At 72.4% G+C, this 26,528-nt stretch carries 24 protein-coding genes and 1 pseudogene; 16 read left to right on the forward strand and 9 right to left on the reverse strand.

Features of this window, described 5'->3' with window-relative positions:
* Positions 1–10: 10 nt before the first annotated feature.
* The 3 genes from BG452_RS18145 to BG452_RS18155 form a co-directional block, all read right to left on the reverse strand.
* Positions 11–814 (reverse strand): acyl-CoA dehydrogenase family protein, encoded by an 804-nt coding sequence (locus BG452_RS18145; RefSeq protein WP_188305362.1) that lies wholly within the window; start codon positions 812–814, stop codon positions 11–13.
* A gap of 146 nt (positions 815–960) precedes the next feature.
* Complete coding sequence (locus BG452_RS18150; RefSeq protein WP_188305363.1) at positions 961–2,121, reverse strand: acyl-CoA dehydrogenase family protein; 1,161 nt, start codon at positions 2,119–2,121, stop codon at positions 961–963.
* Positions 2,122–2,134: 13 nt separating this feature from the next.
* Positions 2,135–3,313, reverse strand: coding sequence for a CaiB/BaiF CoA transferase family protein (locus tag BG452_RS18155; protein ID WP_188305364.1), 1,179 nt, complete (start codon positions 3,311–3,313; stop codon positions 2,135–2,137).
* Between the two features lie 227 nt (positions 3,314–3,540).
* On the opposite strand from BG452_RS18155, the gene BG452_RS18160 reads away from it, so the two are divergent.
* From BG452_RS18160 to BG452_RS48105, 5 genes and pseudogenes are all read left to right on the forward strand, one after another.
* The gene (locus BG452_RS18160) at positions 3,541–4,944 is read left to right on the forward strand and encodes a CoA transferase (protein WP_188305365.1); all 1,404 of its coding nucleotides are present in this window, start codon (positions 3,541–3,543) and stop codon (positions 4,942–4,944) included.
* A 5-nt stretch (positions 4,945–4,949) separates the two neighbouring features.
* Entirely contained in the window at positions 4,950–5,702 is a 753-nt protein-coding gene (locus tag BG452_RS18165) for an acetoacetate decarboxylase (RefSeq protein ID WP_188305394.1), read from the forward strand.
* Entirely contained in the window at positions 5,699–6,622 is a 924-nt protein-coding gene (locus tag BG452_RS18170) for a 3-hydroxyacyl-CoA dehydrogenase NAD-binding domain-containing protein (protein WP_188305366.1), read from the forward strand. Before BG452_RS18165 ends, BG452_RS18170 begins: the two co-directional genes overlap by 4 nt.
* A gap of 50 nt (positions 6,623–6,672) precedes the next feature.
* Positions 6,673–8,175 carry a CoA transferase gene (locus BG452_RS18175; RefSeq protein WP_188305367.1) on the forward strand — a complete coding sequence of 501 codons (1,503 nt, stop codon included), beginning with the start codon at positions 6,673–6,675 and terminating at the stop codon, positions 8,173–8,175.
* A gap of 113 nt (positions 8,176–8,288) precedes the next feature.
* Positions 8,289–8,357 (forward strand): annotated as a pseudogene (locus BG452_RS48105) (VOC family protein); the annotation flags it as partial.
* 317 nt (positions 8,358–8,674) lie between these two features.
* On the opposite strand, the gene BG452_RS18180 reads toward BG452_RS48105, so the two are convergent.
* Both BG452_RS18180 and BG452_RS18185 read right to left on the reverse strand, forming a co-directional pair.
* Positions 8,675–10,138, reverse strand: a complete 1,464-nt coding sequence (locus BG452_RS18180; protein WP_188305368.1) for an aldehyde dehydrogenase — start codon at positions 10,136–10,138, stop codon at positions 8,675–8,677.
* A gap of 79 nt (positions 10,139–10,217) precedes the next feature.
* Complete coding sequence (locus BG452_RS18185) at positions 10,218–10,805, reverse strand: flavodoxin family protein (protein WP_188305369.1); 588 nt, start codon at positions 10,803–10,805, stop codon at positions 10,218–10,220.
* A 264-nt stretch (positions 10,806–11,069) separates the two neighbouring features.
* Here BG452_RS18185 and BG452_RS18190 point away from each other — a divergent pair, with 264 nt between their 5' ends.
* The 3 genes from BG452_RS18190 to BG452_RS18200 all read left to right on the forward strand — a co-directional run bounded on the left by BG452_RS18190 (position 11,070) and on the right by BG452_RS18200 (position 12,592).
* Complete coding sequence (locus tag BG452_RS18190) at positions 11,070–11,774, forward strand: TetR/AcrR family transcriptional regulator (RefSeq protein WP_188305370.1); 705 nt, start codon at positions 11,070–11,072, stop codon at positions 11,772–11,774.
* 276 nt (positions 11,775–12,050) lie between these two features.
* The gene (locus BG452_RS18195) at positions 12,051–12,320 is read left to right on the forward strand and encodes a type II toxin-antitoxin system Phd/YefM family antitoxin (RefSeq protein ID WP_188305371.1); all 270 of its coding nucleotides are present in this window, start codon (positions 12,051–12,053) and stop codon (positions 12,318–12,320) included.
* Between the two features lie 5 nt (positions 12,321–12,325).
* Positions 12,326–12,592, forward strand: a complete 267-nt coding sequence (locus BG452_RS18200; RefSeq protein WP_188305372.1) for a Txe/YoeB family addiction module toxin — start codon at positions 12,326–12,328, stop codon at positions 12,590–12,592.
* Between the two features lie 36 nt (positions 12,593–12,628).
* Here BG452_RS18200 and BG452_RS18205 read toward each other — a convergent pair whose 3' ends face one another.
* A complete protein-coding gene (locus BG452_RS18205; RefSeq protein ID WP_188305373.1) occupies positions 12,629–13,552 on the reverse strand; it encodes a helix-turn-helix domain-containing protein in 924 nt (307 codons plus the stop codon).
* A 412-nt stretch (positions 13,553–13,964) separates the two neighbouring features.
* Between BG452_RS18205 and BG452_RS18210 the strand changes: the two genes are divergently transcribed.
* From BG452_RS18210 to helR, 4 genes are all read left to right on the forward strand, one after another.
* Complete coding sequence (locus BG452_RS18210) at positions 13,965–14,396, forward strand: organic hydroperoxide resistance protein (protein ID WP_188305374.1); 432 nt, start codon at positions 13,965–13,967, stop codon at positions 14,394–14,396.
* A gap of 58 nt (positions 14,397–14,454) precedes the next feature.
* Positions 14,455–14,880, forward strand: a complete 426-nt coding sequence (locus BG452_RS45745) for an MBL fold metallo-hydrolase (protein ID WP_411292968.1) — start codon at positions 14,455–14,457, stop codon at positions 14,878–14,880.
* A gap of 32 nt (positions 14,881–14,912) precedes the next feature.
* Entirely contained in the window at positions 14,913–15,119 is a 207-nt protein-coding gene (locus BG452_RS18220) for a hypothetical protein (protein WP_411292969.1), read from the forward strand.
* Positions 15,120–15,283: 164 nt separating this feature from the next.
* Positions 15,284–17,443, forward strand: coding sequence for an RNA polymerase recycling motor ATPase HelR (helR, locus tag BG452_RS18225; RefSeq protein ID WP_188305376.1), 2,160 nt, complete (start codon positions 15,284–15,286; stop codon positions 17,441–17,443).
* Between the two features lie 178 nt (positions 17,444–17,621).
* On the opposite strand, the gene dapD is transcribed toward helR, so the two are convergent.
* Positions 17,622–18,626: a 2,3,4,5-tetrahydropyridine-2,6-dicarboxylate N-succinyltransferase gene (gene dapD, locus BG452_RS18230; protein WP_188305377.1), complete on the reverse strand. Its 1,005-nt coding sequence runs from the start codon at positions 18,624–18,626 to the stop codon at positions 17,622–17,624.
* Positions 18,627–18,767: 141 nt separating this feature from the next.
* Here dapD and BG452_RS18235 point away from each other — a divergent pair, with 141 nt between their 5' ends.
* The 3 genes from BG452_RS18235 to argF all read left to right on the forward strand — a co-directional run bounded on the left by BG452_RS18235 (position 18,768) and on the right by argF (position 24,242).
* Complete coding sequence (locus BG452_RS18235; protein WP_317621111.1) at positions 18,768–20,459, forward strand: 3' terminal RNA ribose 2'-O-methyltransferase Hen1; 1,692 nt, start codon at positions 18,768–18,770, stop codon at positions 20,457–20,459.
* Entirely contained in the window at positions 20,456–23,074 is a 2,619-nt protein-coding gene (locus BG452_RS18240; RefSeq protein WP_188305379.1) for a polynucleotide kinase-phosphatase, read from the forward strand. The genes BG452_RS18235 and BG452_RS18240 overlap by 4 nt, the downstream gene beginning before the upstream one ends.
* Positions 23,075–23,240: 166 nt before the next feature.
* Entirely contained in the window at positions 23,241–24,242 is a 1,002-nt protein-coding gene (gene argF / locus BG452_RS18245) for an ornithine carbamoyltransferase (protein WP_188305380.1), read from the forward strand.
* Positions 24,243–24,299: 57 nt separating this feature from the next.
* Here the strand turns inward: argF and BG452_RS18250 are convergent, their stop codons facing one another.
* The gene (locus BG452_RS18250; RefSeq protein WP_188305381.1) at positions 24,300–24,833 is read right to left on the reverse strand and encodes a superoxide dismutase family protein; all 534 of its coding nucleotides are present in this window, start codon (positions 24,831–24,833) and stop codon (positions 24,300–24,302) included.
* A 200-nt stretch (positions 24,834–25,033) separates the two neighbouring features.
* Positions 25,034–25,381, reverse strand: coding sequence for a hypothetical protein (locus tag BG452_RS18255; protein ID WP_188305382.1), 348 nt, complete (start codon positions 25,379–25,381; stop codon positions 25,034–25,036).
* A gap of 30 nt (positions 25,382–25,411) precedes the next feature.
* Here BG452_RS18255 and BG452_RS47125 point away from each other — a divergent pair, with 30 nt between their 5' ends.
* Positions 25,412–26,527 (forward strand): hypothetical protein, encoded by a 1,116-nt coding sequence (locus tag BG452_RS47125; protein ID WP_188305383.1) that lies wholly within the window; start codon positions 25,412–25,414, stop codon positions 26,525–26,527.
* Position 26,528: the final 1 nt, after the last annotated feature.

The raw sequence follows: 26,528 nt of genomic DNA on the forward strand, positions 1-26,528 counted from the left end.
TCCTAAAGATTCACCCTGACTTCGTGCCGGTGAGAAGGGGCCAGAGGTCTTCCGCCCGCTGTGTGAGCGCCGTACGGCCGAGGCGGGCCGACCAGTGGGCTTCGTCCCCGTCCTCGTCGCGCCAGGACCACAGCCGGGTGGTGGCGAAGCGCAGTTCGCTGAGTTCGGTGAAGCCGATGGCGCCGTGCAGTTGGTGGGCGATCCTGGTGATCTCTGCGACCGAGGCGGAGGCCTGGGCCTTGGCGGCGGCGATGGCGAACGCCGCCTCGAAGCCGTGGAGTTCGACCGCTTCTCCGGCTGCCTCCACTGCGGCGTCGACCAGCGCGGACTCCTCGATGAGCCGGGCCTCTTCCTGCTTGACGGCCTGGAAGTGGCTGAGCGGCCGGCCGAACTGGATGCGGCTGGAGGTGTGGGCCACCGTCAGCTCGACGCAGCGCTCGGCCGCCCCGGCGATCAGTGCCGCGCGGGCCAGGGCGGCGCGCAGCTCGCACTCGGTCAGCAGGTCCGGGGTGAGGGGGCGAACGAGCTCGGCAGGGACCTGGTAGTCGGCCAGGTGCAGGGTGTCGCGCGGCTCTCCGGCGAGGTTGGAGCCGGCTGCGATCGTCGTACGAGCGGGGTCGACGGGGAACAGGACGGGTCCGCCCGGACCCTGCGCCGCGACCAGTACGGTGGCGCTGCCGCCCCAGGGCACCCGGGGCAGGGTGCCCGAGACGCGTAGGGCGAGGTCCTCGCCCATGGTCCCCGCCGGGCCGACGTGGAAGGCGGCGGGGTGGGCCCAGGTGATCGCCAGGCTGGTGGCCAGGCAGTAGGTCAAGGGGCCTGCGGGTAGGCCGAGTCCGGTGCGCTCGGCGAGCGGCCGGGCGACGAGGATGCTTTCGGCAACCGGGCCGTTCGCGGATCCGGACCCGGTCCCTGCGAGGCGCCCTGCAGAACGGACTTCGGCAAGCTGCTGCGAGATGCTCATGACTGCTGCTCCTGCTGCTCAAGGGCTCGGGTGATGATGCCGCGAAGGATTTCGTTGGTGCCGCCGCGCAGGGTGTATGCGGGGGTGTGCAGGAGTGCGATGGCGAGGAGTTCGGGGTACGTGCCGGGCGTGGCTCCGGCGTCGGCGGCCACCGGCAGTATCCGCCGGGCCTCGTTCACCACCTCCCCTTCGAGTCGGGTACCTAGGTCCTTCACCAGGGCTGCCTGGGCGTCGGCGGGGCGTCCTGCGTCCAGCGCCGCGGCCACCCCGAGGGAGAGCCGGCGTACGGCGTACACCCGCGCGAGGAGAGCGCCGAGGCGGGCCTGCTGGTCGGCGGTGGTAGCGCGGCCCGACAGCTCACGCACCAGCGCGACAAGCAACGGGAAGGTACTCAAGTACCTCTCGGGGCCGCTGCGTTCGAAGGCGAGCTCGCCGGTCACCTGTGCCCAGCCGTCGCCCTCGCTGCCGAGCAGCATGCTGTCGGGGACCTCGACGCCCTCCAGGTGGAAATAGTTGAAGGTGTGCTCACCGGTCAGCAGCCGGATCGGCTCCACGCGCACCCCGGGGGCGCGCAGGTCCACGATGAACTGGCTGAGTCCCTGGTGGCGGTCGGTGTGGTCGCTGGTGCGGGCCAGGACGATCGCGTAGTCGTTGACGTGTGCGCCGCCGGTCCACATCTTGGTGCCGGTCAGCTTCCAGCCGCCGTCGTCGATGCGCTCGGCGCGGGTCGCCACGTTCGCCAGGTCGGACCCGGCCTGCGCCTCGCTCATCCCGATGGAGAAGAAGCAGCGGCCCTCGACGATGGCGGGCAGGAAGCGCTTCTTCTGCTCCTCGCTGCCGTGAGCCAGGATCGAGGGCGCGGCCTGGCGGTCGGCGACCCAGTGCGCGGAGACCGGAGCCCCGGCGGCGAGCAGTTCCTCGATCACCACCACCCGGGCGGCGAAGCCCAGGCCGCCCCCGCCGTACTCCTGGGGCAGGGCCATGCCCACCCAGCCGCACTCGGCGAGCCTGCGGCTGAACTCCGGCAGCCAGCCGGTCAGCCAGGAATCCGGGCGCCCGAGCACGGTGCCGTGGGCGCGCTCCTCGTCAAGGAACCGGCGGACCTTCAGACGTAGTTCGAGGGCTTGGGCGGGCAGCAGTGCTGATGTGTCGGTCATGGCGGACTCCTGTTCAGGCGGTGTGCGCGGGGCGCAGCAGGTTCGTGTCGAAGCCGGCCTCGCGCAGCACCTCGTCGGTGTGCTCGCCGATGGCCGGGCAGGGGCGCAGCGGCGGGACGGGGTCGGCGGAGTAGCGCACCGGGCGGGCGATGGACCGGTAGACGCCCTCGGTGGGGTGCTCGACCTCGGTGAGCAGACCGCCTTCGCGGGCGTACAAGCTGGTCGCGGCCGAGGCGATCGAGTGCACGGGAGCAGCGGGGATGCTCACGCGGTGGCAGAAGTCCCGCCAGGTCGCGGTGGTGTGCTGCCGGGCGAGCTCGTCCAGTACGGGGTAGAGCTCGTCGGCGTTGGCGGCGCGCGTGGCGCGGGTGGCGAACCGCGGGTCGTCGGCGAGTTCGGGGCGGCCGGCGAACGCGGTGAAGTCGCGCCAGTTGCGGTCGCTGTGCGGCAGGATGCACATCCAGCCGTCGGCGGTGCGCTGGGCGCGGCGGGCGCGGCTCATCGAGCGGGGTGCACCGAAGGAGCCGTCGGGCTCCAGCACGGCCTCGCCGAGGTGCTCGACGAGGTTGAAGGCCATCATCACATCGGCCATCGGCACTTCGATGTGCTGGCCTCCGCCGCCGTTGGCGCGGTGGTGCAGGGCAGCGAGCACGGACTGGGTGATCTGCAGGCCGCAGATCTTGTCGGCGAGCAGGGTTGGCACGAAGTGCGGTTCCCCGCTGGCCTGTTGGTTGAGCCAGACCAGCCCGGAGACGGCCTGGATGATGTCGTCGTACGCGGCGAGGGTGCCGAGCTCGCTGTCGCTGCGGAAGCCCTGGGCGTTGACCTGGATCAGCTCCGGGTTGGCGGCGGCGAGTTCCTCGGGGGTGAGCCGGAGCCTGGCCAGGGCCTGCGGGCGGATGTTGGTCAGGAACACATCGGCGGTACGGAGCAGCGTGAGCAGCGCCTCACGGCCGTGCGGGGCCTTCAGATCGAGAGCGACGCTGCGCTTGTTGCGGTTGAGGTTGAGGGCCGCACCGCCCATTCCGGGGTGGCGGATCGGCGGGTAGCTGCGCGTCATGTCGCCGACGGGCGGCTCGACCTTGATCACGTCGGCGCCCAGGTCGCCGAGCTGCTGGGCAGCGTACGGCACCATGATCACGCTGCCGAGTTCGATGACGCGGACACCGGCGAGCATTCCTGTCTTCGGCATTTCGCCTCCGTTTCGGGATCGTTCGGTGAATCCAGGAAAGCCCGAACAGGCGGTCTGTGGCCAATACCGATGTACCTATGAAAATCTGGGGCCAGGCATATCACCGCAGGTGAACTGCCCTCTATATGACGGACCGTATAGCCACTGCCTGGAACTCGTATTGGACCGGGCCGAAGGGGCGCGGCTTTCCTGAAGGCAGCAGAAGTCCTTCGGAAAGGATCCCGGTCATGCCACGCACTCCTCATGACGTACTCGACGGCCTCTACCGTGAACTCGGCGTCGGCGCCGCGGACGCGGGCGGCCAGGTCACCATCACCGGCGCCGACCCGGTCACCCCCTCCGTGCACCGGATCGGCGACGCCGCCGCGGCCGCGCTCGCGGCGCTCGGCACGGAGGTCGCCGCGCTGTGGCGGGAGCGCGGCGGGGACGGGCAGGATGTCACCGTGTCGGTGGAGTCGGCCGTGCACCAGCTGATGGCCGTGTTCCTGACCAGCGTCAACGGCGTTGCCGTCACTGCACTCGCCGAGGACCCGAACCTGCTCGGGAACAGCGACTTCTACCGCGCCGCCGACGGCCGCCACGTCTACGTGCTGCTGAGCTACCCGCATCTGCGCGATACGGCGTGCGAGGTTCTGGACTGCCCGCCCGACCGGGAGCGGATCGCGGACGCCGTCGCGCGCTGGGACGCCTTCGCGCTGGAGGAGGCGATCTGTGCGCGGGGCGGCACCGCCATCGCCGTACGGACGCAGGCCGAGTGGCGCGAGCACCCGCAGGGCCGGCTGCTCGACCAGGGCCCGCTGATCCACATCGACAAACTGGGCGACAGCGCGCCCGAGCCCTTCCCCGGCGGGGCCGAACTCCCGCTCTCCGGCGTGCGTGTGCTGGACAACACGCACGTCATCGCCGGGCCGATCGCCGCCAGGATGACCGCCGAGCTGGGCGCGGACGTACTGCACCTGTCCTCCCCCGCACACCCCGACCCCAACGGCATGATCATCGAGACCGGCATCGGCAAGCGCGCCGCCTTCTGCGACCTGAACGCCCCCGGCCAGGCGAAGGCCTTCCACCGGGTACTGGCGGAGACGGACGTGTATGTGAGCAACTACCTGAACCTGGACACCAAGGGCTTCGGACCGGCGGCCTTGGCCGAGGAGCGGCCCGGACTCGTCCTCTTGGACTTCCACGGCTGGGGCACGACCGGACCGTGGTCGCGACGCGGCGGATTCGACCAACTCGCCTGTGCAGCGAGCGGATTCTCCGCCGAGGAGGGTTCCTTCAGCGGGCCCAGGCTGCCGCCCACCTATCTGCTCAACGACTACCTCGCGGCGATCCTGGGCGCAGCCGGCACGGTGGAGGCGCTGCGCCGCCGGGCCCGCGAGGGCGGGACCTGGCGGGTGCACGTGGATCTGGCCAAGGTCTCGATGTGGGTGCAGGACCTGGGGCTGTTCCCGCGCGCGCAGGTCCGCGACCTGCCCGCCCCCGACCCCACCGATGCCGCCGGTCACCTCACCACTGTCGAGGGTCCGTTCGGCAGCACCAGCTATCTGCCGACACGCATCGCGTACTCCACGCTGCGCCCCCGTCTCACCCGCAGCGCCGAGCCCCTGGGCGCCTCCACCCTGGCCTGGTGATCCCGATGCGCGCCGGCGACATCCCCGACCTGCTGCTCACCACACCGGTGAACTCCCCCGCCTACCCGCTGCCCCCGTACCGCTTCACCGACCGTGAGTACCTGACCATCACCTACCGCACCGAACCCGACGCCCTGCGGCGCGTCGTCCCCGAGCCACTGGCCGTGCCCGAGCCGCTGGTCCGCTTCGAGGTCATCCGGATGCCGGACGTCACCGGCCTCGGCAGCTACAGCGAGTCCGGCCAGCTGGTCCCAGTCGAACTCGACGGCGAGCAGGGCGAGTTCAGTCTGGCGATGTACGTGGACAGCGCACCGGCCATCGCCTCGGGGCGCGAACTGAGCGCGTACCCGAAGAAGGCGGGATCGCCCCGCCTCTACGTCGACGGCGACACCCTGGTCGGCACCCTCGACCACGGCTCGCTGCGGGTGGCCACCGCGACCATGGGCTACAAGCACCGGCCGCTCGACCCCGCCCGGGCCCGCGCCGAACTCGCCGCGCCCACCTACCTGCTGGGTATCGACCGCGGATACGACGGCGCTCCCCTGCGCTGCGAACTCCTCCGCACCCGGATCACCGATCTCACCGTCAAGGGTGCCTGGTCCGGGCCCGCGCGGCTCCAGCTCTTCGAGCACGCGCTCGCACCGCTGGCCGATCTGCCCGTACGCGAGGTCGTGCGCGCCACCCATGTGCTGGCCGACCTCACCCTCGCCCCCGCCGAACCCGTGCATGACTACCTCAAGAAGGTGCCTTCCGCATGAGCCCCGTCCGAGCAACCGTCGTCGGCGCCGGCCTGATCGGCACCTCCTGGACCGCCCTGTTCCTGGCAGGCGGCCTGGAGGTCACCGTCTGCGACCCGCGCCCCGACCTGGACGCCTACCTGGACACCGAACTCGCCGCCTGCGAACCGGCACTGCGCCGACTCGGCTTCGACACCGCGCATCTGACCGCGCGCCTGCGCCTGGAGCCCGACCTGGCCCGCGCTGTCGCGCAGGCCGATGTCGTACAGGAGAACGGCCCGGAGCGGCTGCCGCTCAAGCAGGAGCTGTGGCAGCGCATCGAGCAGTACGCCCCGGCGGACACGCTGCTGGCCACCTCGACCTCCGGCATTTCGGCCACCGCCATCGCCGAGGCCCTGCGCAGCCCCGAGCGGCTGGTAGTGGGGCATCCCTTCAACCCGCCGCATCTGATCCCGCTGGTCGAGATCGTCCCCGGCGCGCTTACCTCGGCCGAAACCGTCGAGAAGGCACGGCAGTTCTACGCCTCACTCGGCAAGCGGCCCCAGGTGCTGCGCAAGGAGGTCCCCGGGTTCGTCGCCAACCGGCTGCAGTCCGCGCTGTTCCGCGAGGCCGTGCACCTGGTGGCCACCGGTGTGGTGACCGAGCAGGAGCTGGACTCCATCGTCACCTCTTCGATCGGCCTGCGCTGGGCGGTGGACGGCCCCTTCCGCTCCTTCCACCTGGGCGGCGGTCAGGGCGGACTGCCCGACTTCCTGGCCCACCTCGGACCCCAGATGGAAGCCGCCTGGCCGACCCTCGGCACTCCCTCCTTCGACGAGCCGACGCTTGCCCTGCTCATCACCCAGGCCAAGGAGTTCCTGGCCGAGGGCAGCGTCACCGAACTGGCCGCCGAACGCGACCGTCGCCAGATCGCGCTGATGCGCGCGCTCGACAAGCACTGACCCCTCTCCCGCAGCTGACCCCCGATTCAGGCAAGCACCCTGGAGCAGTCATGTCCCTGTCCGACAGCATCGCCAAGGCGGTCGCGAACCCCGCTACCGACGACGCCTTCGACATCCACACCGCGCTCGACGAGGTACTCGGCACCATCGGACTGAACCGCGCCGACACCGGCGGGAGCTTCACCTTCCGCGGCGCCGACCCGATCGTGCCCAGCACGCTGCGCCTGGGTGCGGCCACCTCCCTCGCCCTCGCCGCCAAGTCCGCCGCAGTGGCAGCCCTCTGGCGGCAGCGCGGCGGGCGCGGCCAGGACATCTCGATGGACCTGCGAGTCGCCCCGCACCGGCTGTGCCCCTTCTACGACCAGAAGTGGGAGTTGCTCAACGGCTACCCGGGCGGCGCGCCGTCCGTCCCCACCCTTGCCTTCGTCAACGGCTTCTACCGCACTGCGGACGACCGCTGGGTGATGCCGCTCAACCCGTATCCCAACCTGCGCATCGCCGCCGAGCGCCTGCTCGGTGTGCCCGAGGACCCCGATGCGGTCGCCGCGGCGATCGCCACATGGCGGGCCGCCGAGCTGGAGGAGGCGGCCGAGCGGGCCGGGGTGGTGCTGCCGATGATCCGTACGCCCCAGGAGTTCCTGAAGGAGCGGCAGTTCACCGAGGTCCTCGCCGGCATGCCGCTGGTGGAGATCACCAGGATCGGCGACAGCGACCCCGAGCCGCTGCCCACCGTGGGCGCGGGCGCGACCGCCCCGCTGGCGGGCGTACGGGCGCTGGGCATGGGCCACATCATCGCGGGCGCGGGGGCCGGCCGCGCACTGGCCCTGCACGGCGCGGACGTACTGAACCTGTGGCGGCCGGGCGAGCTGGAACACCCGGTGACGTACAACACGACCCAGGTGGGGGTGCGCTCGGCCACCGTGGAGCCGCGTACCGCGGAAGGTGCGGCGGCGATACGTGAACTGCTGGCCGGGGCCGACGTGTTCTACGCCAACCGCCGCCCGGGCCTGCTCGCCTCGATGGGTCTGTCCGAGGACGAGGCCATCGCCCTGCGCCCCGGCCTGGTCCACGCCACCGTCTCGCTGCACGGCACCACAGGCCCCTGGGCGAACCGGATCGGGTTCGACCAGACGGCCGGTTCGGTCGCGGGCCTGCTCCACCTGGAGGGTGACGGCGAACGTCCCGCACTCCCGCCGATCACCGTCGTCAACGACTATCTGGTGGCCTGGTTCCTGACCGCAGGCATCGTCGAGGCGATGCGGCGGCGCGCGGTGGACGGTGGCTCCTACCGCGTCCATGTCTCGCTCACACGCGTCGCGCTGTGGATCCTCTCGCTGGGCGTCTTCGACAAGGCGTACGCCACGGCCGTCGCCGGAACCGGCGACGAGCACGCCTACCTGGACCCGGAGAGCTTCACCGCCCGCACCCCGCTCGGCGACTACCAGGGCGTCACCGACCAGATCCGGATGTCCGAGACCCCTGGCGCGTACCGCCACGTACTGCTGCCGCGAGGATCCTCCCGTCCCGCGTGGGAATCCCCGGCCCGCGCCTGAGCACGGCGCCGCCGACCGCATCGCGCCGAAGTGGCGGAAAGCATCCCGAGCCGAGGAGTCCCGTCCATGCGGACCATCCGATCGGCGTCCTCGCCGACAACCAGGCCAAGGCCATGCACTTCTACACGGAGGTCCTCGGCATCGTGAAGAAGCACGACGTTCCCGTGGGCGAGCCCATCCGTGCCAGGTTCGGCTACGGCGGCTCCCCGAGCGGAGCACGGATGGCGCCAAGCCCGGACGGTTGCAGTTCTGGTTGCGTTCATCCCCGCCCGGCAACGTCCAGACTCGGGCGAGCGAGCCACTCCGCCGCAGCTCAGAACGCCCGCACCCAATCGTGAACGACCGGACGAACAGTTGGAAAGCCTGTGGGGGCAACCCCTCACGAGTTCGAATCTCGTATCCTCCGCCTTCACGAAGGCCCGGACCGTTCGACGGTCCGGGCCTTCGTCGTCTCTGGTCTGAGTCGAGGTCAGAGCTCAGCTGCCGCCTCGTCCTCCCCTCAGCGCGACCGGGGACCTTCGATGGTGATCCACTGGAGTTCGGTGAACTCCTCCAGGCCGGCCCGTCCCCCGGATTTTCCGTAACCGCTGTTCTTCAGGCCGCCGAAAGGGATCTGCGGTTCGTCGTCGAGGGTGGTTCCGTTGATGTGGCACATGCCGGCGTTGATCCGCTTGGCCAGGTCGAGGGCGAGGGGAACGTTTCGGGTGAAGATCGCCGAGGTGAGGCCGTAGTCGTTGTCGTTGGCCACGCGCAGGGCTTGCTCGGGGCCATCGACGGCTATGACGGTGACCATGGGGCCGAAGGACTCCTCGCGGTAGGCGCGCATGCCGGGTGTGACGTCGGCCAGCACGGTCGGGGCGAAGCACGGACCGTCGGCCGCTCCACCGGCCAGGAGCCGTGCGCCGGCCGCGACGGCGTCCTGGACCAGGTCGGACAGACGCGAGACGGTGCCCCGGCCGACCACGGGGCCGAGCACGGACTGCGGGTCGCGGGGGTCGCCGTAGGAGAAGGTGTCGGCGAGGGCGGCCAGGCGGCGGCAGAACTCGTCGGCGATGCTGCGGTCGACAACGACGCGTTCGGTGGACAGGCAGCCTTGTCCTGAGTTGGCGAACGCGCCGAAGGCCGCCGCGCTGACCGCTTGGTCGAGGTCGGCGTCGGCGAGGACCAGGACCGGTGCCTTTCCGCCGAGTTCGAGGATCGCCTGCTTCAGGTGCGCGGCGGCCTTCTCACCGATGATGCGGCCCACCCTGGTGGAGCCGGTGAAGTGGACACGGCGGACGGCCGGGTGGGCGATCAGGGCGTCCACTACTTCGGGGGCGTCCTCGGGGGCGTTGGTGACGAGGTTGAGCACGCCGTCGGGCAGGCCGGCCTCGGTCAAGCACTTGGCGACCAGACCGTGTGTGCGCGGCGTCTGCTCCGAAGCCTTCATGACCACGGTGTTGCCGAGGACCAGCGCCGCCGGGACCGAGCTGCCCGCCAGCAGCGCCGGAGCGTTCCACGGGATGACGCACGCAACCACGCCGACCGGCCGGCGCACCGCGATCGAGGTGCGGCCCGGCGTCTCGGAGGGGATGACCTCACCGGTCAGGCCCTCGTGTGCCGCACTCGCGGCGTAGCGGATCTTCTCGGCGAGGGCCTTGACGTTGTACGCGCCCCAGGCGGCGGGGCCACCCATCTCGGCGGTGATCGCCTCGGTGAGTTCCTGCGCCCGCGCCTCCACCATGTCGGCCGCGGTCCACAGGATGCGGCGGCGTTCGCCCGGCGGCAGCGCCGACCAGGCGGGAAAGGCGCGCTCGGCGGCTTCGGCCGCGCCGATGGCGTCCGCCGGGCAGGCTGCGGCCGCGCGGGAGGTGACCTCGCCGGTGAACGGATCGTGCACCTCGTAGGTCCGGTCGTCCGCCGCCCGCTGCCAGGTGCCGCCGATCAGCAGCCGCTGGACGGTGTCTTCACCCGTGGGGGTCATGTTCGCTCTCCTGTCCCGGCGGCGGCCGCTGCCTCGTGCGTCGGCCGCCGCCGGAGGTGGTGGTGTGGGGTCGGAGGCGTCACCGCGCTGCGGCGGCCTTGCCGGCGTGGTGGATGCGGGTCTGCTCGGCGACGCGGCGGCCGAGGTGGCGGGCGGTGTTCAGGTCGGCGTCGTGCACGGCGGCGGTGTCGTTGAAGCTCTGGGCGCCGGCGCCGAGGTAGAAGCCGAGCCGGTTGTCGTCTTCGGGGCTGGACGTGGTGGTGTTCCAGCCCGGCAGGATGTCCAGGCTCACCCAGAGCATCCCGTGCTGGGCCGCCAGGAGTGCGAAGTACTGCAGGGTGTGCAGCTTGTCGCCGCTCATGGAGCCGGAGTTGGTGAATCCGGCGGCGAGCTTGTCCCTCCAGGCGCGGGTGCTCCACTGCTTGCTGGTGGCCTCGGCGAAGGTGTGGAACGCCCCGGAGGCGGTGCCCATGTAGGTGGGGGAGCCGAAGATGATGGCGTCCGCCGCGTCCAGCAGTTCCCAGTCGGCGTCGCCGAGGGACGCGACGTCCACGCGAAGGACCTGCGTCCCGGGGACCGAGCGAGCGCCATCGGCCACGGCCGTGGCGATCTGCGCAGTGTGCCCGTAGCCCGAGTACGAGGCAATGACGATGGTGATGTCGGACATGGTTCTTCCCTTCTTGGCGCCGCCGATGACGGCGCGGTTGTCCGGAGGACGGAGAGCGCGAACAGGACGTCCACCCGCCGGGACGCCGGGTTGTCGGGTGGGTCGCGCGGCGGAATGCGGTGTGGCGGCCGCGGCGCGGCAGTGGGCGCGAACGCCGCGCGGTACGTATGCACGTACGGCGCTGCCCACAGCCCGAGACGGTGTTACGGGTAAAACCGTATCACCGATAGGGCGCTGATACGCAAGATGCCGTATCGTTGTTCCATGGATGAGGGAAGGCATGCCGCACGGCGCCAGGTACTGCAGGTCGCGGCCACGCTGCTGGAGGAGGGCGGCAGTGAGGCGGTGTCGACGCGCGCCGTCGCCGGTGCAGCCGGAGTCACTGCCCCGACGCTGTACCGGATGTTCGGGGACAAGGACGGGCTCCTCGCCGAGCTGGCCGCCTACGGATTCGAGATGTACCTGGCCGAGAAGCAGGAGACGCTGCGCCTGTCCGACGATCCGGTGGCCGATCTCCACCGGGGTTGGGATCTGCACGTCGACTTCGGCCTGCGGCACCCGGCGTTCTACGTGCTCATGTACGGCACGGCGCGGCCCGGGCAGCGGCCCCCGGCCGCTGACGAGGCCCACGCCCTGCTGGTGAGGGTGCTGGGCCGGGCGGCCGATGCCGGGCGCCTCCGGGTGCCGGTGGACGAGGCGACCCGCGTGATCCACGCGGCGACGACGGGTGCTGCTCTGGCGCTGATCAGCGAGGCGGCGCCGGAGCGAGGCCTGGCGGCTTCGGCGCGACTGCGGGATGCCGTGATCGCCTCCGTGACCACCGGTCCGCCCGCCTCGTTCGGATCGGACCTCGCCTCACGTGCCCTCGCACTCGATGCCGCACTCGACGCCGAGGGTGCTGCGGGGGTACCCCTGAGCGGTACGGAGACGGCACTGCTGCGCGATTGGCTGCGGCGCCTGGCCGGCTGAGGACTCCTGTGGGCGGGCCCCGTGCGCCATGGTCTCGTTCACCCTCGTCCGGTCAGGTCCGGCCGCTCCCCACCGCTCCACTCCGCCGCAGGCCGGAACGAGTGCGAAACCCCGGCGGACACCCTTCATGAGAATGGGAAAGCGTGTTGGGGGCAACCCCTCGCGAGTTCGAGTCTCGTACCCTCCGCCTTGATCGAAGGCCCGGACCGCTCAGTGGTCCGGGCCTTTGTCGTCACTCCCCGGCTCGCTCGACAGCTGTACGTTATTCTGTACGACATGAAGACGATGAGTGCCACCGAGCTCCGCGGCAATCTCGCCGCCGCGCTCGATGCCGTTGAGAGCGACGCCGAAGAGCTCGTCATCACACGCGCCGGCCACGAGCCGCTAGTTGTCGTCTCCCTGGCCGAGTACGCCTCGCTCCGCGAGACCGACTACCTGCTGCGCTCCCCGGCCAACGCCGACCACCTTCGCCTCTCCCTGCAGGAATACCGGGAGGGCCGTGCGGTGGCCCGAGAACTGATCGACGCCGAAGACCTCGCCGAGTAGAGCGCGTGAAGGTCCAGTTCACCGAGCGCGGCTGGAGCGACTACCTGTCCTGGCAGGCGGACGATCGCCGTCTCCTCAAGCGCGTCAATCTGCTGATCGACGACATCCGCCGAAACGGCAACGAGGGCATCGGCAAACCCGAACCCTTGCGGTACGAGCTCGCCGGGGCCTGGTCCCGCCGGATCGACCAGGAACACCGCCTGGTCTACATCCTTGACGAGCAGGCCGACACCCTGTGCGTCATCGCGTGCCGTTACCACTACGGCAAGTAGCGCCTGAGACCAGGAGAGACGCAGTGGCATCCGGGGTCAGCTCGCGCTGGTCTGAAGGTGCCCGCTTCCGGCGGCCTCGGAGCTGTGCCGGCCTGGCTGCCGGTCGGCCGGGGCACCGGCCTGGGCGAGAAGGCGCAGTGCGGCCTGTGAGCCTGAACCGGCCTCAGCGGTTGCGACGACGATGCGCTGCCCGCTCTGCTGCGGGGTCGTCAGGGTCTGCAGGTTGAGGTGCATCCGGCCGACCAGCGGATGGCGCATGCGATAGGCGGCGATGTCCCAGTTCCTGACCCGGTTCTCGGACCACATGGTGGCGAACTCCGCACTCTTCATGGTCAGTTCGCCGATCAGTACGGCCAGCATCGGATCGTCCGGATACTGGCCGGCGGCAAGCCGCAGCTTCCCCACCACCGCCCTGGCCTTCCTCGGCCAGTCCACGAACAGATCCCGGGTGTGAGCGTCCAGGAAGACCAGCCGCGCCATGTTCGGGCGCTGGTCCGGCTGGTCGGGGATGTACGAGTCCAGGTGTCCGGCGAACAAGGCGTGCCCCGTACGGTTCCAGGCCAGCACGTCGCTGCGGCGCCCCAGCACCACCGCCGGTGCGTCACCGAACGCTTCGAGCAGCTGCCTGGCCGTGTCATCCGCGGACTCGGGCGCCAGCCTGCGGCGCTTGCTGCCGCGTCGCGTGGCGTGCGCCAGGTCGTGCAGGTGGGCCTGCTCCACCTCGTCCAGACCGAGGGCCCGGGCAAGAGCGTCCAGCACTTCCGGCGAAGCGTTGAGCGACACCCCCTGCTCCAGCCGCGTGTAGTAGGACAGGCTCACCCCCGCCAGCTGGGCCAGCTCGTCGCGGCGCAGCCCGGGCACGCGCCGTCGCTCTCCGAAGTCCGGCAGTCCCACATCCGCCGGCTGCAGCAGCGACCGGCGAATCTGCAGGAACTCCCCCAACCGCACCGTCTTGTTCATGCGGCCGAGTATGTCCGCCCCGGTGCCGCGCAGCCTGCCCCTGCGAGTACTACGCAGAGCTCGTGGGCGCAGCGCCCGGTGTCCGGCCAACCCGCTGGATCCACAAGCCCTTTCCCGGACCTGCCCCTGGCAGGGGCAGGCTGTGCGGGAGCCCGGATGCACATACTTGGCACCGATCCGGCCACCAGGCGGTCGAGGCAGAGCAGGCAGAGCAGGCAGAGCAGGCAGAGCAGGCAGAGCAGGCAGGCCAGGCATGACGCGATGGCCGCCGCATCCGGGTCCGGGTCCGCCGGCGTCGGCACCGGCACCAACTGACCGGCCGTTCCAGCGGGAGCTGGTCGACATCACACCTGCGCGGGAGCGCCCATCAGACGTGCCCTCATCCGGCGCGTCCTCATCGAAGGAACTGGACATGAGCGACACCATCTACACCACCACCGCCACCTCCTGGGGCGGCCGCGACGGCAAGGTCGCCACCGATGACGGTCGTCTGACGGCGTCGCTGTCCATGCCCAAGGAGCTGGGCGGCGACAGCGGCCCCGGCACCAATCCGGAGCAGCTGTTCGCCGCCGGCTACGCGGCCTGCTTCCACAGCGGCCTGCGACTGGTCGCGGGGGCGAAGAAGCTGGACGTCAGGGAATCGGCGATCTCGGTGACCGTCTCCATGGTCGGATCGCTCGCCGAGGGCCGGCTGGGTCTGGCGGCCAGGATCGAGGCCCAGCTGCCCGGCGTGGACGCCGAGGCGGCACGGGAACTGCTCGAGGCGACCCATCAGGTGTGCCCGTACTCGAACGCGACGCGGGGCAACGTCCCGGTCGAACTGGTGCTGGTCGAGGAGAACTGACGCGCACTCGATCGGACGCCGGGACGGTCGGCCGACATCAGCCCGCAGCGGGCTCGGGTTGCTCACCGGCATCGCGGAATCGCGCGATGCCGGTGAGCGGCCACCCGCCCCGAATCCGTGGAGAAAACACCGCTCCTGGCTCTCTCCGGACTTCTGGGACCGGGACGCGGGACTGCTGATCACCCGGGTGCAGACCTTCGTGCTGCGCAGCGAAGGCGTGACGATCCTGGTGGTCACCGGGGTCGGCAACCACGAGCCCCGCCCGCTCCTGCCCCTGTTCGCTCGCCGGAGCACCGACTTCCTGGACCGGCCGGCGGCGGCCGGCGTGGCCCCGCGGGACGTCGACGTGGTGGTCGACACCCACCTGCACGCCGACCACGTCGGGTGGAACACTCGGTTGGTGGACGGGCAGTGGGTGCCGACGACCGGGGGCTCGACGACGCACAGCCCGTCGGGTGGAAGGGGGAGTCCCGCACGATCGTGAGGTCGGCGAGTGCGTCGAGCGCCTCGCGCACCGTGCTCTCCGGCAGGGCCGGCGGGCAACTCGAAAGCACCGTAGGCGCGTTGATCGAACAGGGGCGGGCTGCCGGCAGTATCCGGGCGGACGGCACCGTCGCGGACGTCTACATGGTCGTCGGCTGCCTGTCCGCAGTCATCCGCACCGAGAGCGGCGACTGGCGTCGGCTCATCGACCTCGCCCTCGACGGACTGCGACCCCGCTGAGCAGGTCGGCCGGGCTCCTCAGAGGGGAGGGGGAGCGGGGAGGGGAGAACAGGGAAGAGGGAGAACCCACCCCTTGCCACTCTCAACGTATAACGCACCGGGGGCCTTGCGGCAAGGCCCCCGTGGTGGCGCACAATCGCAGGCCTCAGATCGGAGCTGATGCCATGAACCCCCTGACCACCAGTGCTTTCGACCTCCCCGAGCGGCTGTCCGGCAAGGCCGACCCGACGCTCGTCGCGGCCGATGAGCGGCACTTCGCGGCGATCGCGGAGAGCCTGGAGCGGGCGATCGCCGAACTCTCCGAGCAGCTCGACACCGTGCGCCGTGCCCCGGGGGGCGGCGGGCGGGCGGCGATGGACCGGGACATCGAGGTCCACCGGTTGAGCGGGCGGCTGCGCGCGCTGCGCCGTTACGGCCTGGACCTGTGCCTGGGCCGCATCGTGACCGCGGAGGACGGTGAGCCCCTGTACGTCGGCCGGCTCGGGCTCACCGACAGTGCGGGCCGCCGGCTGCTGGTCGACTGGCGTTCGCCCGCGGCCGAGCCGTTCTTCGCGGCGACCCACGGCGACCCGATGGGCCTGGCGAGCCGCCGGCGGTACCGCTGGAGCCGTGGCCGGATCACCGACTACTGGGACGAGGTGTTCACCGCGGAGGGACTGGCGGGGCACGCCGCCCTGGACGACCAGTCGGCGTTCATCGCCAGCCTGGGCGGCAACCGGTCGGCCCGGATGCGGGATGTGCTCGCCACCATCCAGGCCGACCAGGACGCGATCATCCGGGCCGGCTCGCGGGGCGCCCTGGTGGTCGACGGCGGTCCCGGTACGGGCAAGACGGTGGTCGCCCTGCACCGCTCCGCCTACCTGCTGTACTCCGACCCCCGGCTGGGCCACCGGCGCGGCGGCGTGCTGTTCGTCGGCCCGCACCAGCCGTACCTGAACTACGTCGCCGACGTCCTGCCGAGCCTCGGTGAGGAGGGGGTGCGCACCTGCACCCTGCGGGACCTGGTGCCCGAGGGGGCGGGCGCGGTGGAGGAGGCCGACCCGGAGGTGGCGCGGCTGAAGTCCTCGGTGGAGCTGGTGGGGGCGATCGAGAAGGCCGTCCGGTTCTACGAGGAGCCGCCGACCGAGGGGCTGCTGGTCAGCACCCATGGGGCGGACCTCTGGCTGAGCGCCGGGGACTGGGCCGAGGCCTTCGACGCCCCGGACCCGGGCGCCCCGCACAACGAGGCGCGCGAGCAGATCTGGGACGAGCTGGCCGCGATCCTGCTGGACAAGCTGGAGCCGGGCGAGGAGGAGGTCCCGCTCGAGCTGTTCCGGCGTTCGCTGCGGCAGGACCGTGAGCTGGTCGAGACGCTCAACCGGGCCTGGCCGCTGCTCGAGCCGACCGACCTGGTGGGTGACCTCTGGTCGGTGCCCGCCTACCTGCGGATGTGCGCGCCGCACCTGGCCCCGGAGGAGGTCCGCGCGCTCCAGCGCAAGCACGCCCCGCAGGCCTGGACGGTCTCCGACCTGCCGCTGCTGGACGCGGCCCGGCAGCGGCTCGGGGACCGCGGGGCCACGCTGCGCCGCCAGCGCCACCGGGCCTCGGTGGCCGCCGAGCGCGAGCGGATGGCGGCGGTGATCGGCGACCTGATCGAGGCCGACGACGACGGCGAGGGCGTGGTGACGATGCTGCGCGGCCGGGACCTCCAGGACACCCTGGTCGACGAGGACGCGCTGGACGGCGCCGACGCGGAGCCGCTGGCCGGCCCGTTCGCCCACATCGTGGTGGACGAGGCCCAGGAGCTGACCGACGCGCAGTGGCGGATGCTGCTGCTGCGCTGCCCGTCCCGGAGCTTCACCATCGTCGGGGACCGCGCCCAGGCCAGGCACGGTTTCGCCGAGTCGTGGCAGGAGCGGCTGGAGCGGGCCGGCTTCGACCGCACCACCATGGCCTCGCTGAGCATCAACTACCGCACGCCGGAGGAGGTGATGGCGGAGGCCGAGCCGGCCATCCGGGCGGCGCTGCCGGACGCCAACGTGCCGACCTCGGTGCGCAGCAGCGGCGTTCCGGTCCGGCACGGGTCGGCGGCGGAGCTGGCGGCGGTCGTGGACGGGTGGCTCGCCGAGCACGACGAGGGTGTCGCCTGCGTCATCGGCGATCCGGGCTTCCGGGAGCGGCCGCGGGTCCGCTCGCTCACGCCGGAGCTGGCCAAGGGTCTGGAGTTCGACCTGGTCGTGCTGGTCGATCCGGAGGCGTTCGGCGAGGGCGTGGAGGGGGCGGTCGACCGCTATGTCGCGATGACCAGGGCGACCCGGCAGCTCGTCGTCCTGCGCGGCCGCTGAGGCGTCACCCGCGGGGAAGGGGCCCGGCCGCGGGCGGAAGGGGTCCGGCGCACCCGGCGCCGGACCCCCGTGGTCCCCACGGCCCCCTCGTGGCCCCTGCGGTCCCCAAGGGCCGGGAGAGGACCGGGAGAAGACCGGGAACGGACCGGAAGAGGCCCCAAGGGCCGTGACCCGTACGTCAGTTGTGGGCGTGCAGGTCCGCGTTCAGGCCGCCCCAGGAGCCGGAGCGGGCGATGACCTCGACGGCGCCGGTCTGCGAGTTGCGGCGGAACAGCAGGTTGTCCTGGCCGGACAGCTCGACGGCCTTGGCCACGGTGCCGGCCGGGGTGGTGACCCGGGTGCCGGCGGTGACGTAGAGGCCGGCCTCGACGACGCAGTCGTTGCCGAGCGAGATGCCGATGCCGGCGTTGGCGCCGAGCAGGCAGCGCTCGCCGACCGAGACGACCTGCTTGCCGCCGCCGGACAGGGTGCCCATGATCGAGGAGCCGCCGCCGATGTCGCTGTGGTCGCCGACGACGACGCCCGCGCTGATCCGGCCCTCGACCATCGAGGTGCCGAGGGTGCCGGCGTTGAAGTTGACGAAGCCCTCGTGCATCACGGTGGTGCCGGCGGCGAGGTGCGCGCCGAGCCGGACGCGGTCGGCGTGGGCGATGCGCACGCCGGTCGGGGCGACGTAGTCGGTCATCCGCGGGAACTTGTCGATCCCGTAGACGGCCAGCTGGCCGCCCTCGGCGCGGACGGCGAGGCGGGCCTGCTCGACCTTGTCGACCGGGACGGGGCCGATGCTGGTCCACGCGACGTTGGCGAGCAGTCCGAACATGCCGTCCAGGTTCTGGCCGTGCGGCTGGACCAGGCGGTGGCTGAGCAGGTGCAGGCGCAGGTACATGTCGTGGGTGTCGAGCGGCTTGTCGTCCAGCGAGCCGATGGTGGTGCGCACGGCGACCACCTCGACGCCGCGGCGGGCGTCGGCGCGCAGGGCGTCGGCGGCGCCGGCGCCGAGTTCGGCCTCGGCCTGCTCGGCGGTCAGGCGTACGGTGCCGGCCGGGCCGGGCTCGGCGACCAGCGCGGGGGCGGGGTACCAGGTGTCGAGGACGGTGCCGTCGGCGGCGATGGTGGCCAGGCCGGTGGCCACGGCGCCGTTCGCCGGGGAGGTGGATTCGAGCGAGGTGGATTCAGCAGTCACACCGTGCACGTTAACCAATGCGGGGCTCCGCTGCCGAACACGCCCAGCGTCCGGACACGCCGGTCGGATCCGCAGGCCGGCAGGCCGCCGGGCCGGAAATTGCGGTGCCCGGACGCTCCTGGCTGGGCAATACTCGGCCGGGTGTTCATGTCGATTTCCACTACCGGCAGCGCCGAGAGCCCGGCCACGGATCTCGGGTTCCTGCTGCACAAGCATCCCGGCAGGGTCCAGCGGTTCGCGACCTCGCACGGCGAGGCCCACGTCTTCTACCCCGAGGCACGGGACGAGCTCTGCACGGCGGCGCTGCTGCTGGACATCGACCCGATCGCGCTGGTCCGCAAGGGCCGGGGCAGGGGGCGCGGCGGTTCGCCCGACTTCGCGCTCTCGCAGTACGTCAACGACCGCCCGTACGCCGCGTCCTCGCTGCTCGCGGTGGCGCTGCGGACGGTGTTCCGGTCCGCGATGAAGGGCGACTGCCCGGCGCGTCCGGAACTGCCGGGGCTGGTCCGCCCGTTGCGGATCGAGCTGCCGGCGGTGCCCGCGAACGGCGCGGGCGGGGGCGGTGGCCCGGCCATGGTGGCCCGGCTGTTCGAGCCGCTGGGCTGGCGGGTGGAGGCGGCGGCGGTTCCGCTGGACGCGGCGTTCCCGGAGTGGGGGGAGTCCCGTTACGTGCGGGTGGTGCTCGCCTCGGAGGCGGTGCGGCTGGCCGACGCGCTCCAGCAGCTGTACGTGCTGCTGCCGGTGCTGGACGGTGCGAAGCACTACTGGGTTGCCCCGGACGAGGTGGACAAGCTGCTCGCCGCCGGTGAGGGCTGGCTGGCGGCCCACCCCGAGCGCGCCCTGATCGCCCGGCGCTATCTGTCCCGCCGCTGGTCGCTGACCCGGGCCGCGATGGAGCGGCTGGAGCTGGCCCGGCTGGCGGAGGCGGACGACCGCGAGGTGGAGGAGATCGACAACGCGGTCGACGACCGGCCGGACGAGGAGGGCCCCGAGACCACCGAAGCCCCCGAGCCCACCGAGACCCGCGAGGTCAGCAAGCCCACCGCGCCCACCGCGCCCACCGCGCCCACCGCGCCCACCGCGGCCACCGCGCCCACCGGGGCCGGCGAGCGCGCGGAGCCCCGGCAGCCCTCCCTCGCCGAGCGGCGCCGCGCCGCGATCCTCACCGCCCTGCGCGACACCGGCGCGGCCCGGGTCGCCGACCTCGGCTGCGGCCAGGGCGAGTTGATCGGCGAGCTGCTGAAGGACGCCCGGTTCACCGGCATCCTCGGCGTGGACGTGTCGGCGCGGGCGCTGCAGGCGGCGAACCGCAAGCTGCGGCTGGAGCGGCTGCCCGAGCGGCAGGCGGCCCGGGTGACGCTGGCGCAGGGCGCGCTGACGTACACCGACGCCCGGTTGAAGGGTTACGACGCGGCGGTGCTGTGCGAGGTGATCGAGCACTTGGACCTGGAGCGGCTGCCCGCGCTGGAGTACACGGTGTTCGGCGCGGCCCGTCCGAAGGCCGTGGTCGTCACCACGCCCAACGTCGAGTACAACGTGCGTTGGGAGAGCCTGCCGGCGGGCCGTACGCGGCACGCCGACCACCGGTTCGAGTGGTCCCGCGCCGAGTTCGGCGCGTGGGCGGGGAAGGTCGCGGCGGCGTACGGCTACACGGTGGAGCTGCGCCCGGTCGGGCCGGAGGACCCGGAGGTCGGCCCGCCGACCCAGCTCGCCCTGTTCCGCATCACCACCGCCATCACCACCACCGCCATCACCACCACCGCCACCTGTGCCGCCACCGCCACTGGTGCCGAGAACATCACCACGACGCCCGAGGAGGGCGTGACCCGATGACCGACGACGCGACCCGCGACCCCGAGCAGGCCCAGCCCGGGAGCACCCCCGCCCCCCGCCGCCTCCCGGTCACCGACGTCTCCCTCGTCGTCCTGATCGGCACCAGCGGTGCGGGCAAGTCCACCTTCGCCCGCCGTCACTTCCTGCCCACCCAGGTGGTCTCCTCCGACTTCTGCCGAGGCCTGGTGGCCGACGACGAGAACGACCAGTCGGCGTCCGCCGAGGCCTTCGACGTCCTGCACTACATCGTCGGCAAGCGGCTCGCGGCCGGCCGCCTCACCGTGGTGGACGCCACCAACGTCCAGCCGGAGGCCCGCCGCCGGCTGGTCGCGATCGCCCGCGCCCACGACGTGCTGCCGATCGCGATCGTGCTGGACGTCCCGCCGGGCGTGTGCGCCGAGCGCAACCGCTCCCGCCCGGACCGCCGGCTGCCCGCGCACGTCGTACCGCGCCAGCACCGCGAGCTGCGCCGTTCGCTGCGCGGCCTGGAGCGCGAGGGCTTCCGCACGGTGCACGTGCTGCGCGGCGAGGCCGAGGTGGCGGCGGCCGGGATCGAGCTGGAGAAGCGCTACAACGACCTGCGCCACCTCACCGGCCCGTTCGACATCGTCGGCGACATCCACGGTTGCCGTTCCGAGCTGGAGACCCTGCTGACCCGTCTCGGCTACTCCCTCGCCCGGGACGCCGAGGGCCGCCCGGTGGACGCCGTCCACCCCGCGGGCCGCACCGCCGTGTTCGTCGGCGACCTGGTCGACCGCGGCCCGGACACCCCGGGTGTGCTGCGCCTGGTGATGGGCATGGTCGGGGCCGGCCACGCGATCTGCGTGCCGGGCAACCACGAGCACAAGCTCGGCCGGGCCATGGACGGCAAGAAGGTCACCGTCGCGTACGGCCTCAAGGAGTCGCTGGACCAACTGGCCGGGGAGAGCGAGGAGTTCAAGGCCGAGGTGCGGGCCTTCATGCGCGGCCTGGTGAGCCACTACCTGCTGGACGGCGGCGCCCTGGTGGTCTGCCACGCCGGTCTGCCGGAGCGGTACCACGGCCGCGCCTCCGGCCGGGTGCGCTCGCACGCGCTGTACGGGGAGACCACCGGCGAGACCGACGAGTACGGCCTGCCGGTGCGCTACCCGTGGGCGGAGGAGTACCGCGGCCGGGCGCTGGTGGTCTACGGCCACACCCCGGTGCCGAGCGCGAGCTTCGTCAACAACACCATCTGCCTGGACACCGGCTGCGTCTTCGGCGGCAGCCTGACGGCGCTGCGCTATCCGGAGCGCGAGCTGGTGAGCGTGGCGGCCGAGCGGGAGTGGTACGCCCCGGTGCGTCCGCTGCTGACGGATGCGCCGGGTGCCCGCGAGGGCCGTCCGCTGGATCTCGCGGACGTGGCCGGGCGCCGGACCGTGGAGACCGGTCTGCACGGCCGGGTCGCCGTGCGGGAGGAGAACGCGACGGCCGCGCTGGAGGTGATGAGCCGCTTCGCGCTGGACCCGCGGCTGCTCGCCTACCTGCCGCCGACGATGGCGCCGAGCCCGACGTCCCGCCGGGAGGGGTACCTGGAGCACCCGGAGGAGGCCTTCTTCGCCTACCGCGCGGACGGCGTCCGGCACCTGGTGTGCGAGGAGAAGCACATGGGCTCGCGCGCGGTGGTGCTGGTCGCCCGGGACGGCGCCGCGTTGGAGCGGCGCTTCGGGGTGGCCGGTCCGGGCGCGATCTGGACCCGGACCGGACGGGCCTTCCTGGACGACGAGGAGCTGACCGGCGCGGTGCTCGGCAGGGTCCGGGCGGCGGCCGAACGGGCGGGTCTGTTCGAGGAGTTGGGCACCGACTGGCTGCTGCTGGACGCGGAGCTGATGCCGTGGTCGCTGAAGGCGGTGGAGCTGTTGCGCCGCCAGTACGCCGCGGTCGGCGCGGCGGCCGGCGCCGCTCTGCCGGAGGTGCTGTCCGCCTTGGAGCAGGCGGCCGCGCGCGGGCTGGAGCTCGGGGAGCTGACCGCCCGCCAGCGCCGTCGCGCCGCCGACGCGCGGGCGTTCACCGAGGCGTACCGGCGGTACTGCTGGCCGACGGAGGGGCTGACGGGCATCCGGCTGGCGCCGTTCCAGCTGCTGGCCGCCGAGGGGGCGAACCTCGCGGTGCGTCCGCACGACGAGCACCTGGCCTGGATCGACCGCCTGGTGGAGGCCGACGACGTGGCGGCCCCGGTGCTGCACCGCACCGGCCGGGTCCTGGTGGACACCGAGGACGAGGCCTCGGTGGCCGCCGCCACCGCCTGGTGGGAGGACCTGACGGCGGCGGGCGGCGAGGGCATGGTGGTCAAGCCGCTGGCCTCGGTGGTGCGGACGGTGCGGGGTGAGGGCCGTCCGGGCGGCCTGGTGCAGCCGGGGGTGAAGGTGCGCGGCCGGGAGTACCTGCGGATCGTCTACGGCCCGGACTACACCGAGCATCTGGAGCGGCTGCGGATGCGTTCGCTGGGCCACAAGCGTTCGCTGGCGCTGCGCGAGTACGCGCTGGGCCTGGAGGCGCTGGACCGGCTGGCGGCGGGGGAGCCGCTGTGGCGGGTGCACGAGCCGGTGTTCGCGGTGCTCGCGCTGGAGTCGGAGCCGGTCGACCCGCGGCTGTGACCCGCCCGGCCCGCGTCCGCGGGAACGGGTGACGAAGGGGAAGTCCCGCCCGGGGCTTCCCCTTCGTCACCGCCGCGCTGTATAGAAATTCCGAAGGTCGTATACACTTGCCGCTTTCCAGTCAGTACCTCACGTACCGCCAGTACCGTCACCCCAGGAGCCCGGCATGGCCTTCAACCTCCGGAACAGGCACTTCCTCAAGGAGCTCGACTTCACGCCCCAGGAGTTCCGCTTCCTGGTGGACCTCGCGGCCGGGCTCAAGGCGGCCAAGTACGCGGGCACCGAGCAGCCCCGGCTGCGCGGCAAGAACATCGCGCTGATCTTCGAGAAGACCTCCACCCGCACCCGCTGCGCCTTCGAGGTCGCCGCGCACGACCAGGGCGCCCTCACCACCTACCTGGACCCGTCCGGCTCGCAGATCGGCCACAAGGAGTCGGTCAAGGACACCGCCCGGGTGCTCGGCCGGATGTTCGACGGCATCGAGTACCGCGGCCATGGCCAGGAGATCGTCGAGGAGCTGGCCGAGCACGCCGGCGTCCCGGTCTGGAACGGCCTGACCGACGAGTGGCACCCCACCCAGATGCTGGCGGACGTGCTCACCATCACCGAGCACACCGCCAAGCCGCTCACCGGTGTCGCCCTCGCCTACCTCGGCGACGCCCGCTCCAACATGGGCAACTCGCTGCTGGTCACCGGCGCCCTGCTCGGCATGGACATCCGGATCGTCGCCCCGCGCGCCCTCTGGCCGGCCGAGGAGGTGCGGCAGGCGGCGCAGGAGCTGGCCGGGCGGACGGGTGCCAGGATCACGCTGACCGAGGACGTGGCCGAGGGCGTGGCCGGCGCCGACTTCCTCTACACCGACGTCTGGGTGTCGATGGGCGAGCCCAAGGACGTGTGGGCCGAGCGGATCGCGCTGCTCAAGCCGTACCAGGTGTCCATGGACACCGTCCGGGCCACCGGCAACCCGGACGTGAAGTTCCTGCACTGCCTGCCGGCCTTCCACGACCTCGGCACGGCGGTCGGGCGGCAGATGTACGAGGCGACCGGCATGACCGAGCTGGAGTGCACCGACGAGCTGTTCGAGTCGGCGCACTCCGTCGTGTTCGACCAGGCGGAGAACCGGCTGCACACCATCAAGGCGGTCCTGGTCGCCACCCTCGGTTCCTGAGCGGTCCTCGGACGGGCCCGGCGGGGATCTCCCGGGCCCGGCAGGGATCCGCCGGGCTCAGCGCGCCAGCTTGACGCAGGCCACCCGGTCGCCCGCCGCGTGCCGGCCGGCCGGGGTGCCCGCGTGCAGCACCAGCGAGCGCGCCTCGCCGGGCCGTGGCTGCCAGTCGACGGCGGTCGTGGCGGTGCCCCGGCCCCGGCCGTCGGTGTGCAGCACCAGCCGCAGTTCGTTGCGGTCGTTGGCGTAGGCCGGGTCGGTGGACGGCTGCACCGGGTCGACCACGTCCTGGTAGTGCGGTCCGGAGGAGGCCGGGTCGGCCCCGCAGACGCCGGTGTGCAGGTGCGTGGGGAACTCGTGGTCGGGGGCGAGCCCGGCCACCGTCAGGGTGAGGACCGTCCGCCCGGGTTCCGAGCGGTCGATGACGATCCGGGCGTGCGAGCCGTACGGCACCAGGTCGTCGGCGTAGCTGATCGCGGTCGGCGGGACGAAGGCCGTCGCCGGGTCGAAGGCCGTCTCCAGGACGGAGACCGGGGAGGCGGCGGGGACGAGCAGGGCCAGCGGCAGCAGGGCGGTGGCGAGCGGAGCGGGCATCGGGGCGGGCCTTCCACGGGCGGGGCGACGGTCACCCTGCTCAACGCCGTCGGCCGCCGCAGGACACTCGGCGGCGCGGGATCCGCGGCGCGGCCGGCCGTCCGCCGTCCGCCGTCCGCCGTCCGCTGTCCGCTGTCCGCTGTCCGCCGTCCGTCGCCGGACACCGACCGGCCGCGCACCGCCCCGGGTGAAGCCGGGGTTCAGCCGCCGAGCAGTAGCCCGGCCAGCAGCGAGGTGGCGTTGGCGGTACCGGAGGCGATCCACGGCAGCGGGTCGCGCGGGCGCAGTCCGGTGAGCGGGCACAGCAGCAGTGCCTCGACCGCGCAGACCGCGGCCTCGCTGAGCGCGAAGCAGCTCCAGTACGCTGCGGCGGGCCCGTCGGTCCAGTGCCGGAGGGTCCACCAGAGCAGTGGGTGCGTCGCCAGGTTGACGAGTACGCCGGCCGCGGCCGCCCGTCCGGGGCGCACGCGTCCGATCCGGACGAGGGCGGCGGTGTAGACCGGCGTCTCGGTCAGCAGGGTGAGGGCGAGGGCCACCGGGTAGCGCACGGCGGGGATCGTGCCACGGGAAGGGGGAGCATGGCGAGCACGGGGATCCGGGCGGGTGCCGGGGCGGGGCCCTGGCCCGCGCCCGGTCCGGTGGTGCGGCTGGGCGGGGCGCCGTTCGCGGGTTTCGCGCTGTCGGCGGCCCTGGCGCTGGTGCTGGCGCTGCGCGCGCCGACCGCTCTGGCGGTGCTGGGCCTGGCGGCCTTCGGGCTGCTGCACAACGTGTTGGAGCTGCGGTACGTGGCGGGGCGGTTCGCCGCGGTGCTGGCCGGTCCGCTGCTGCGGCTGCTGCTGGCGCTGGTGACCGGGATCGTGCTATGCCGGCTGCTGCCGCCGTCGCGGCTGTCCCAGTCGGCGGAGATCCTGCTGGCCTACGGTCTGCTGGCGGCGGCCTGCTGGTACGGGCTGCGCGGCCGGCCGCGGCTGCTGGTGGCGGCCGGGGTGGGGCTGACGGGTGCGGGGGCGGCGTCGCTGGCGTTCCCGGCCTACCACTTCGTGGCACTGGCGCACCTGCACAACGTGGTGCCGCTGCTGTTCCTGGCGGAGTGGTCGCGCCGGCTGGCGCGGGGGCGCGCGGCGTTCCTGGTGCTGCAGTTCGGTTGGGTGCTGCTGGTGCCGGGGTTGTTGTCGAGCGGGCTGCTGGACGGGTGGCTGTCCCAGCGCCCCGGGGGCTGGACGGACCGGCTGGCGGCGGTCTACACCCCGCCGGGCTGGCTGACGCCGCAGGTGGGGCTGCGTTTCCTGGCGGTGTTCGCCTTCCTGCAGACGATGCACTACGTGGTCTGGGTGTGGTTCCTGCCGCGGTACGCGCCGGAGGCGGCGGAGCGCTTCGACGCCCGGGTGCCGGGCCTGCGGGGCGGGCGGGCCTGGGCGCTGGGGATGGGTGCGGGGGCGCTGCTGGCGCTGTTGTTCGCCGTGGATTACGCCCAGGGCCGCTCGGTGTACGCGGCGCTGGCCAGTTACCACGCGTATCTGGAGTTCCCGGTGCTGCTGATGCTGGTGCTCGGCCTGCGCGAGGGCCCGGGCGCGGACCGAGCGGACCGAGCGGGCCAGGCGGGCCAGGCGGACCGAGGGGTGCCCACCCGGGTGCCCACCCGGGCGCGGAGCGAGGGAGCGCCGACCGGGTGCGGACGGGACGAAAGGAGGTGAA

Origin of the sequence: Streptomyces sp. CBMA123 (assembly GCF_014596465.1) — a bacterium.
In the GTDB taxonomy this organism is placed as follows: Bacteria; Actinomycetota; Actinomycetes; order Streptomycetales; family Streptomycetaceae; genus Kitasatospora.